General features: G+C 73.1%; 8 protein-coding genes. 7 read left to right on the top strand and 1 reads right to left on the bottom strand.

Features of this window, described 5'->3' with window-relative positions; genetic code table 11:
* Positions 1-168 precede the first annotated feature (168 nt).
* The 5 genes from ABWK99_RS09820 to ABWK99_RS09800 all read left to right on the top strand — a co-directional run bounded on the left by ABWK99_RS09820 (position 169) and on the right by ABWK99_RS09800 (position 7,457).
* Complete coding sequence (locus ABWK99_RS09820; protein ID WP_372594520.1) at positions 169-843, top strand: hypothetical protein; 675 nt, start codon at positions 169-171, stop codon at positions 841-843.
* A 211-nt stretch (positions 844-1,054) separates the two neighbouring features.
* Positions 1,055-3,589, top strand: a complete 2,535-nt coding sequence (gene pcrA, locus ABWK99_RS09815) for a DNA helicase PcrA (RefSeq protein WP_372594519.1) — start codon at positions 1,055-1,057, stop codon at positions 3,587-3,589.
* Complete coding sequence (sucC, locus tag ABWK99_RS09810) at positions 3,510-4,889, top strand: ADP-forming succinate--CoA ligase subunit beta (RefSeq protein WP_372594518.1); 1,380 nt, start codon at positions 3,510-3,512, stop codon at positions 4,887-4,889. Before pcrA ends, sucC begins: the two co-directional genes overlap by 80 nt.
* 26 nt (positions 4,890-4,915) lie before the next feature.
* Positions 4,916-5,806, top strand: coding sequence for a succinate--CoA ligase subunit alpha (sucD, locus tag ABWK99_RS09805; protein ID WP_372594517.1), 891 nt, complete (start codon positions 4,916-4,918; stop codon positions 5,804-5,806).
* A gap of 178 nt (positions 5,807-5,984) precedes the next feature.
* A complete protein-coding gene (locus tag ABWK99_RS09800) occupies positions 5,985-7,457 on the top strand; it encodes a DUF6350 family protein (protein ID WP_372594516.1) in 1,473 nt (490 codons plus the stop codon).
* On the opposite strand, the gene ABWK99_RS09795 is transcribed toward ABWK99_RS09800, so the two are convergent.
* The gene (locus tag ABWK99_RS09795; RefSeq protein WP_372594515.1) at positions 7,397-7,993 is read right to left on the bottom strand and encodes a hypothetical protein; all 597 of its coding nucleotides are present in this window, start codon (positions 7,991-7,993) and stop codon (positions 7,397-7,399) included. The two genes, ABWK99_RS09800 and ABWK99_RS09795, sit on opposite strands and share 61 nt — an antisense overlap.
* A gap of 71 nt (positions 7,994-8,064) precedes the next feature.
* On the opposite strand from ABWK99_RS09795, the gene purN reads away from it, so the two are divergent.
* Positions 8,065-8,772 (top strand): phosphoribosylglycinamide formyltransferase, encoded by a 708-nt coding sequence (gene purN, locus ABWK99_RS09790; protein WP_372594514.1) that lies wholly within the window; start codon positions 8,065-8,067, stop codon positions 8,770-8,772.
* A gap of 82 nt (positions 8,773-8,854) precedes the next feature.
* Positions 8,855-9,346: a hypothetical protein gene (locus ABWK99_RS09785; protein WP_372594513.1), complete on the top strand. Its 492-nt coding sequence runs from the start codon at positions 8,855-8,857 to the stop codon at positions 9,344-9,346.
* Positions 9,347-9,575 lie beyond the last annotated feature (229 nt).

The raw sequence follows: 9,575 nt of genomic DNA, 5'->3' as shown, positions 1-9,575 counted from the left end.
CGCGAATGCGGAGAAGATGCATTCCGTTCACCGGGCCGCGTCCCGGACTGCTGTGGAGAAGTATCGCGCCTCGCAATTGTGGAAATTTGACTGGCGTGCCGCATATCCCCGTGATCTTGGTGTGAGAACGAGGGTCTCGACAGGACGTGATCACGGCACAATGGGGTGATGGACGTCATCTTCGTGCCCGGGTCTGGACGTGGCGGCGCCGCAGCCTGGCCCGAGCAGTCCTCGGATCGTTGGGGCGAAGGGGTCCGCCCGGTCTTCCTTGGCGCGGGTGTCCAGGGAGTAACTGCAGCAGCCGTGATCACAGCCATGGGTGCGGCCGGCGGGCACCTGGTCGCCCACTCCTCGGGCGCGGTTGCAGCGACGCTCGCGGCGGCCGCCCGTCCCGGCTTCGTGCGCTCGCTCGTGCTGTTCGAGCCCGCGTGCTTCGCCCTCGCGCGTGGCGGGGACGAGGTCGAACGCCACGTCGGCCAGATGATCCCGGTCTTCCGGGAGGCGAGCGAGGCCGCCGTGAGCGATGGCGAGTTCGCGACCCGCTTCCTCACCGCACTGGGGGCCAAGCCGCCGTTCCCGCCCGAACCCACGCTCTCGGCGATGGGCCAGAGGGTGCGGGCTGTGCCGCCACCGTGGGACCACCCATCCGACGCGTCGTTCATCCCTGCCGTGCCGACTCTGGTGATCACGGGGGGTTGGAACGCCCTCTACGACGAGGTCGCGGCGGCACTGGTGCACGCCGGAGCGAGGCACGTGGTGCTCCCCGGGCACGAGCATCGGCCCCAGGACCACGAGCAGGCCTCCCGGCTCCTGCGTGCACACTGGTCGGCCTCGATGTCGTGACCGGCCGCGGAAGCCGCGCCACGCCCGGGAGCACTGTCGTGCGGGGGGTATTGCGCAGGGCACGACCGGGGGACGGCGAGATCGGTCGTCGTGGCCAGGCCACAGCCCGGCCGACCACCCGTCGCGCCCGGCGCACGTACCGAGCAGGCGGTACGCGGCGGGACAGTCCACCTCCCCCGATGTCGGACGGACCGCCTACCCTTGCAGGGCGATGACGACCCTCTTCGATGACTTCAACCTGCGCGGCTTCGACCACGCGCCCCTTCCCGCTGTGCCCTCGCGGGCGGCGGACGAGGCCGACGGGAGGGGGACGGCCGACGACGACCGATCGGTGCCGCACCCCGGCGGTGCCGCTGCGGCGGACCTGCTCGTCGGGCTCAACCCCGAGCAGCGCGAGGCGGTGCTGCACACGGGTTCCCCGCTGCTCATCGTCGCGGGCGCCGGATCCGGCAAGACGCGTGTGCTGACCCACCGCATCGCCCACCAGCTCGCCACCGGTCGTGTGCGCCCGGGCGAGGTCCTCGCGATCACCTTCACCAACAAGGCAGCGGCCGAGATGCGTGAGCGGGTCGCTGGTCTGGTCGGCCCGGCGGCGAGGGCCATGTGGGTCTCGACCTTCCACTCCGCGTGCGTGCGCATCCTGCGTCGGGAGGCGGCGACGCTCGGACTGCGCAGCTCCTTCTCGATCTACGACTCCGCCGACTCCCAGCGGCTGCTCACCCTGGTGTGCCGTGAGCTGGACCTCGACGTGAAGAAGTACCCGCCCAAGGTGCTCGCCTCGAAGATCTCGAACCTCAAGGACGAGCTCGTCGACCCCGAGACCTACGCGTCGACCTCCGGCGCGGCCTCGGGTGCGGCGAACGCCTTCGACGAGGTCCTCTCGTCGGTCTACACGCGGTACCAGGCGCGACTGCGCCAGGCCCACGCACTCGACTTCGACGACCTCATCACCACGACCGTCCACCTCCTGCAGGCCTTCCCCGCCGTGGCCGAGCACTACCGTCGGCGGTTCCGCCAGATCCTCGTCGACGAGTACCAGGACACGAACCATGCCCAGTACGTGCTGGTCCGCGAGCTCACCGGTGCCATCGGGGACACGAACCTCGCCGAGCTGACCGTCGTCGGCGACGCCGACCAGTCGATCTACGCGTTCCGCGGGGCCACCATCCGCAACATCATGGAGTTCGAGGCCGACTACCCGAACGCCCGCACCATCAAGCTCGAGCAGAACTACCGCTCGACCCAGACGATCCTCTCCGCTGCGAACGCGGTGATCTCCCGCAACCCGGGCCGGACCCCGAAGCGGCTGTGGACCGATGCGGGCGCCGGCCCGCAGATCGTCGGCTACGTCGCGGACAACGAGCACGAGGAGGCCCGGTTCGTCGCGGAGGAGATCGACCGGCTCGGCGACACCGAGGGCGTCAGACCAGGGGACGTCGCCGTGTTCTACCGCGCCAACGCCCAGTCCCGTGCGCTGGAGGAGGTGCTCATCCGCGTCGGCCTGCCGTACAAGGTCGTCGGCGGGACGCGCTTCTACGAGCGCAGGGAGGTCAAGGACGCCGTCGCGTACCTGCGGGCGATCGCCAACCCGGACGACGACGTCAACCTCCGGCGGATCCTCAACGTGCCCAAGCGCGGGCTGGGCGACCGGTCGGAGGCGATGCTCGCCGCCTTCGCCGAGCGCGAGCGGATCTCCTTCGGTCAGGCCCTGGACCGGGTCGACGAGGCCCCGGGGCTCGGCACCCGTGCGGTCACGGGGCTGCGCGCCTTCGGAGAGCTCATGGCGGGGCTGCGCGAGCTCGCTGCGTCCGGGGCAGGTCCCGGCGAGATCCTCGGGGCCGTGCTGGACCGCACCGGTTACCTCGCGGAGCTGCGCGCGAGCGACGACCCGCAGGACGCCTCCCGCGTCGAGAACCTCGCCGAGCTCCACGCCGTGGCCACCGAGTTCGAGGCCGCGGAGCCCGAGGGCGACCTCGCGGACTTCCTCGAGCGCGTCTCGCTCGTCGCCGACTCCGACCAGATCCCCAGCGCGGACGTCGCCGACGGCGCGGCGGAGGCCGAGCCGAAGGTCGACCAGGGCGTCGTCACGCTGATGACCCTGCACACGGCCAAGGGGCTCGAGTTCCCGGTCGTCTTCACCACCGGCTGGGAGGACGGCACCTTCCCGCACCTGCGGTCCCTGTCGGACACGGATCAGCTCGCCGAGGAGCGCCGACTCGCCTATGTCGGGCTGACCCGCGCGCGAGAGCGCCTGTACATCTCCCGTGCAGCGGTTCGCACGGCATGGGGAGTACCCAACGAGTTCCCCGCGAGCCGCTTCCTCGACGACGTCCCGGAGGAGCTCGTCGACTGGCGGCGCCGCGAGTCCAGCATGGCGACCTTGCGTTCCGGTGGGTCCGGCTGGGGAGGTGGCGCCTCGGCCTGGGGCGGCCGGTCCGGCGGGGCAGGCCGGAACGACGACGGACGGACGGGCCCCGGCGCGACGCGTCGCGCGGGCGCCCCGGCTGCGGCGAGGACCGCCGGGACCGTCGGGTCCAGCGGTGCGAGGTTCGGCTCGGCGACCCCGCGACCTGCGGGTTCGGTCCCCTCCGTGGAGATCGGCGACCGCGTGACCCACGACGCCTACGGCATGGGCACCGTCATCGCGACGGAGGGTTCGGGGCCCAATGCCGTGGCGAAGATCGACTTCGGTGCGGACGGCGTCAAGCGCCTGCTCCTGCGCTACTCACCCGTCACCAAGCTCTGAGACGGACGGACTCCGACGGGCCCCGGATGGGTCCAAAGTCTCTCGACGTAGAGATATCCATCGGAAAGGCGGCTACCATCGCTGCGGCGGTGGACACCGGCGTATCGCGGCGACGAAGGGCGGCAGGGTGGACCTGTTCGAGTACCAGGCACGGGATCTCTTCGAGAAGCACGGTGTCCCCGTGCTGGGCGGGATCGTCGCCAGGACGGCAGACGAGGCAGAGGCAGCGGCCGACCGGCTCGGCGGCGGAACGGTCGTCGTCAAGGCCCAGGTGAAGACGGGCGGCCGAGGGAAGGCCGGTGGCGTCAAGCTCGCGCACTCCCCGCAGGAGGCAGGCGCGAAGGCCGGGGAGATCCTCGGCATGGACATCAAGGGCCACACCGTGCACCAGGTGATGGTCGCGGCCGGCGCGAAGATCGCCGAGGAGTACTACTTCTCCGTCCTGCTCGACCGGTCCGAGCGTCGCTACCTCGCGATGTGCAGCGTCGAGGGCGGGATGGAGATCGAGCAGCTCGCCGTCGAGCGTCCCGATGCGCTCGCCAAGGTCGCGGTGGACCCGATCGTCGGCATCGACGCGGCCAAGGCCGCCGAGATCGTCGCCGAGGCGGGCTTCGCCGAGGACGTCGCAGGGGAGGTCGCCGCAGCCATCCAGAAGCTGTGGGCCGTCTACCGCGAGGAGGACGCCACCCTCGTGGAGGTCAACCCGCTGGTGCGGACGGAGGACGGCCGCATCGTCGCCCTCGACGGCAAGGTCACCCTCGACGCGAACGCCGACTTCCGTCACCCGGACCACGCAGAGCTCGAGGACGCCGCCGCTGCGGACCCGCTCGAGGCCAAGGCCAAGGAGCACGACCTCAACTACGTCAAGCTCGACGGTTCGGTCGGCATCATCGGCAACGGTGCGGGTCTCGTCATGAGCACGCTGGACGTGGTCGCGCAGGCGGGGGTGCGTCACGGTGGAGTGACCCCGGCGAACTTCCTCGACATCGGCGGTGGCGCCTCGGCCGAGGTGATGGCCGCCGGTCTGGACGTCATCCTCGGGGACCCGCAGGTCACCGCCGTCTTCGTCAACGTCTTCGGCGGGATCACCGCCTGCGACGCGGTGGCCAACGGCATCGTCACGGCCCTGCAGATGCTCGGCGGGAACGCGACCAAGCCCCTCGTCGTCCGGCTCGACGGAAACAACGTCGCCGAGGGACGCGCGATCCTGCGCGCCGCGGCACATCCCCTCGTCACCCTCGCCGACACGATGGACGGCGGCGCCGACAAGGCTGCCGAGCTCGCCCACGCCGGCGCCTGAGAACCCGAGACAGAGAGAGCACAGACATGGCGATCTTCCTGACCGAGACCTCGAAGGTCATCGTCCAGGGCATGACCGGCGCCGAGGGGCAGAAGCACACCACCCGGATGCTCGCCTCGGGCACCCAGGTGGTCGGTGGCGTCAACCCGCGCAAGGCCGGCACGTCCGTCACCTTCCCCCAGGGCGACGGCACCGTCGACGTCCCCGTGTTCGGCACCGTCGCCGAGGCGATGGCCGCGACCGGGGCCGACGTCTCCGTCGTCTTCGTCCCGCCCGCCTTCACGAAGGCTGCGGTCCTGGAGGCCGTCGAGGCGGCGATGCCCCTCGTGGTCATCATCACCGAGGGCGTCCCCGTCGCCGACACCGCGGAGTTCTTCACCGCAGCCCAGGCCGCGGGTGTCCGGCTCATCGGGCCGAACTGCCCCGGGATCATCAGCCCCGGGAAGTCCAACGTGGGGATCATCCCCGCGGACATCTCCGGCCCCGGCCGGATCGGGCTCGTCTCCAAGTCGGGGACGCTGACCTACCAGATGATGTTCGAGCTGCGGGACTTCGGCTTCTCGACCGCGATCGGCATCGGCGGTGACCCGATCATCGGGACGACGCACATCGACGCCCTCGAGGCCTTCGAGGCCGATCCGGAGACCGACGCCATCGTGATGATCGGCGAGATCGGCGGCGACGCCGAGGAGCGTGCGGCCGCGTACATCACGGAGCACGTCACCAAGCCGGTCATCGGCTACGTCGCCGGCTTCACCGCGCCGGAGGGCAAGACGATGGGACACGCGGGCGCGATCGTGTCCGGCTCCTCCGGCACCGCCCAGGCGAAGAAGGAGGCCCTCGAGGCCGCCGGCGTGAAGGTCGGGCGCACGCCGAGCGAGACCGCCGACCTCATGCGGGAGATCCTCTCCGCCTGAGGCACGCCGCATCGACGAACCCCCGGACCCCCGACGGTCCGGGGGTTCGTCGTCCCGGCACACCGTGGGGGTGAACCGGTTCGTCGTCCCGCCACACCGCGGAGGTGAACTGGTTCGTCGTCCCGACACACCGCGGAGGTGAACCGGAGGACCGGCCCGCAGCAGGGACCATGGCAGGGTGAGCCGCCCGTCCGTCCCCTCCGCACGCCGCCCCGGCGCGCCGGCAGGACGCCCGGCCACCCCGACCGCCCGCCCTCCGGCGCACCCCACGGCTCGACCCGCCGCCCGCCCGGCAGCCCGGTCCTCGGCAGCAGGGCAGGGCAGCTCGCGGTTCCGGGCGGGTCTGTACGGACTGTCCGAGCGCGTCGGCGTCGCGGTCGACGGCTATCGCCGCACCACCTCCGCCGAGGGCGCCCCGCACTGGGTCTCCGGTCTCCTCGCCGGGGCACAGGGCGCGTTCCTGTCCTTCCTCGTGGTGGTCCTGCCCACGATGGCGGCCTACGTCGCCACCTCGGCGGACCCGAGCAACGCCGAGGTGGGCTGGCCTCGCGCGGCAGCGGTCGGCGCGGCCCTGTGGCTGCTCGGGCACGGCGGGAGCCTGGTCGCGGGAGGCGCGACGGTGACCCTCGTCCCGCTCGGGCTGACGGCCCTCTCCTTCTTCGCCGCGTACGCCTCCGCCCGGCGCACCGCACGGCCGACGGCTCGGGCGTGGGTCGCCTTCGTCGGCGGCTACCTGGTGATCGCCCTCGCGGCGCTGCTCGTCGCCGGTGCGGGCGGCCCGCTCGGCGCCGGGCCGATCGCTCTGCTCCGCGGGCTCGGCGGGGTGCTGCTCGTGGCGGGCCTCGGTGGCGGGGCGGGCATCCTCGGTCGTGGCGCGCTCGCCCGGGCGACCGCGCGATGGCGTGAACGGCTACCGGCGTGGGTCCGGCTCGCCGTGCGCGGGGGAGTGATGTGCGGGGCGCTCCTGGTCGCCCTCGCCGCCGGGCTGACGCTCCTGTGGATCCTCCAGGGGCGGGCGCCGACGGACGACATCGTCACGGCACTCGACCCGGACCCGGTCGGCGGGGTCGTCATGGGGCTGGCCCAGCTGGCCGTCCTGCCGAACCTCGTCCTGTGGGCGGTGGCGTGGATCGTGGGTCCCGGTTTCGTCGTCGGCCAGGGAACCGTCTTCTCGCCGGCGGAGGTCGTCGGTGGGCCGATGCCGGCGCTGCCCCTGCTCGGCTCCCTCCCGACGAGCGCCGGGGGCGTGCTCCAGGCCGTGCCGGTCGTGCTCGTGCTGCTCGGCGCGCTCTGCGGCTGGTGGTGGCACCGGCGCCGGGAGTGCCGTGGGGCGTGGCAGCCCGCCGTCGCCGCGCTCGCCATCGGTGGCACGGGTGGCGGCGTCGTCGGTGTCCTCTCCCTGCTCGCCTCGGGGGCTGCCGGTCCCGGGCGGCTCGCCGTCGTGGGCGCCCCCGTGCTCGAGGTCGCGGCGACCGCCGCCCTGCTGCTCGCGGTGGGCGCCGCGATCGTGGCGGTGCCGGCGGAGGGCGCCGTGCGGGCCGGCGTCGCCCGTGGGGCGCGCGCTCTCGCCGGGCGGGTCCGGGGCGGCTCTCAGCCTCCGGGGGAGAGCAGCGACGCCCAGCCCGACACGGCGGACTCCAGCGCCTCCTGATAGCTCTCGGCGCAGGCGTCCTGGGCGGAGATCGTCAGGGCGTTCGCTACGCACCGCTGGTTCTCCATCTGGATCGACCAGAGGGCGATGCTCGAGCCGACCGTGAGCATCATCAGCGAGGTGAAGGCGAGCCCGCCCGCGAGCAGGGCGATGAGCGGGCTGCGGCCGAGCCCCGCGCGCACCAGGCGGCCGATCGCGCGGATCCCGAGCACCAGGGCCGGGAGCCCGAAGGCGAGCGCAGCCGGCTGCCACGGCAGCGGGAGCCCCGAGACGAGGAGGGTCGCGAGCATGAGCATCACCACGGTGCCCACGGGGCGCGTCGCCTCGCGCACGGCCTCGGGGTCGGGCGGGGGCGTGTGGGGCTGCGGCGCGCCCGTCCACTCCCTCAGCGGTCGCTGCTGCCCGTCGGGAGCAGGCTCGTGCCCCGGCCGACCCGGCTCCGGGGGTGAGCCGGCCGGCCGCGCGCCCAGCGGGCGCTCGGCGCCCCACCCGTCGGCCTGACCTCCCGGGCGGGGCGGGGCGTAGGGGTTGTTCACACGTCTCCTCGGTCCACACGATGCACGGACACCCAGTGTCCCACCGCTCGCGGCGCGGCTAGGGTCGCCCCGTGCCCACCCCGCCCGACCCCACGTCTCCTGATCCCGCCGCGGGCTCGCGGGCCGGTGCCCCGCGGCCCGCGGCGGCAGGTCCGCCCGCGAGCACGACCGGCCGCCCGGCCCGGGTCGTCGTCCTGGCCTCCGGGGCGGGCTCGAACCTGGCGGCCCTGCTGGACGCCCAGCGTGCGGGCGGGTCCGCCGCCCGGGTCGTCGGGGTGGTCAGCGACGTCGCCTCGGCAGGTGCCCTCGACCTCGCGAGGCAGGCGGGGGTCGCCACTGCCGTCGTCGCACCGCGGGACTTCGCCGACCGCTCCTCCTGGGACGCAGCCCTCGCCCAGGCCGTCGGCGTCTTCGACCCGGCATGGGTCGTCTGCGCCGGCTTCATGCGGATCCTCGGCTCACCCTTCCTCTCGCGGTTCGAGGGGCGGGTGCTCAACACCCACCCGGCCCTGCTCCCCGCCTTCCCGGGGGCGCACGCCGTGCGCGATGCCCTCGCTCATGGGGTCCGCGTGACCGGGTGCACGGTGCACCTGGTGGACGCGGGCGTCGACACCGGCCCGATCCTCGCCCAGCGCGCGGTGGAGATCGACGAGGACGACGGGGAGGAGTCCCTGCACGAGCGCATCAAGCTCGTCGAGCGTCGACTTCTCGTCGAGGTCGTGGACCGCGTCGTGCGGTCGGGGATCGTCGTCGACGGGCGGCGTGCGCGCCTGGGCTGAGGTCTGTGGCCGGGGCGCACGGCGGGCGTAGCATCTCGCCCATCGGCTCTCGGGGGGAGAGTCACCTCTCCTCGGGGGAACCATGGGCCCGGAGCTCGGCGCGATGCGCCTCGACCTGGTGAGCGGCGTGATGGGCACGACGATCGCGCGCGTCCGGGAGGTCCTCGCCACGGGCGTGGGCGACGTGGACGGCGGCCTCTTCGTGCCGGACGGCGGGGATCTGGTCCCCTTCGGGCCGAGCGGCTTCACCGCAGCGGCCGAGATCATCCCCGTGCTCGTCGGCATCGGGTTCGTCGTCGCGATCGTGCTCGCGATCCGCAACGCCGGCGTCTACCTCCGCAGAGGGATCGACCCCACGACGGTGGACGCCGAGATGAAGGCCCGGCTGCTGCAGAGCCCGATGCTCGCCGGCGGCGACCTCCTCTCGCCCGCCGACGGCGCGGCGAGACCTGACGCACCCGCGCCGCGCAGCGTCGAGGAGCGCCTCGCCGAGATCGACCGGCTCGCGGCGACCGGTGCGATCAGCGACGCCGAGCGGGCGGCCGCGCGGGCCGAGGTGCTGCGCGACCTGTAGCCGGCGGGCCGTTGTGCGCGACCTGTAGTCGGCGGGCCGTGGTGCGCGACCTGTAGTTGGCGGGCCGTGGTGCTGTGTCACGGTAGCCAGCGGTCCGTGACGAGCGACCGGCGAGGTCCGTGCCGCGCGCGAGGTCTCGGCTAGACTCGTCCCGGCCGTGACTGGCGTGAGGTGGGGTCAACCACCAGGGAGCGGCCGCAGTTCCCTGCCGTGCACCGTCCGCCTGGGT

It is taken from the genome of Actinotalea sp. (assembly GCF_041597215.1).
Classification (GTDB): Bacteria; Actinomycetota; Actinomycetes; order Actinomycetales; family Cellulomonadaceae; genus Actinotalea.
This window is presented reverse-complemented; position numbering and strand designations above follow the sequence as displayed.

Coding starts and splice junctions, on each gene's coding strand:
- ABWK99_RS09820 (WP_372594520.1), top strand. CDS start 169: ATGGACGTCATCTTCGTGCCCGGGTCTGGACGTGGCGGCGCCGCAGCC.
- ABWK99_RS09785 (WP_372594513.1), top strand. CDS start 8,855: ATGGGCCCGGAGCTCGGCGCGATGCGCCTCGACCTGGTGAGCGGCGTG.
- sucC (WP_372594518.1), top strand. CDS start 3,510: ATGCCGTGGCGAAGATCGACTTCGGTGCGGACGGCGTCAAGCGCCTGC.
- sucD (WP_372594517.1), top strand. CDS start 4,916: ATGGCGATCTTCCTGACCGAGACCTCGAAGGTCATCGTCCAGGGCATG.
- pcrA (WP_372594519.1), top strand. CDS start 1,055: ATGACGACCCTCTTCGATGACTTCAACCTGCGCGGCTTCGACCACGCG.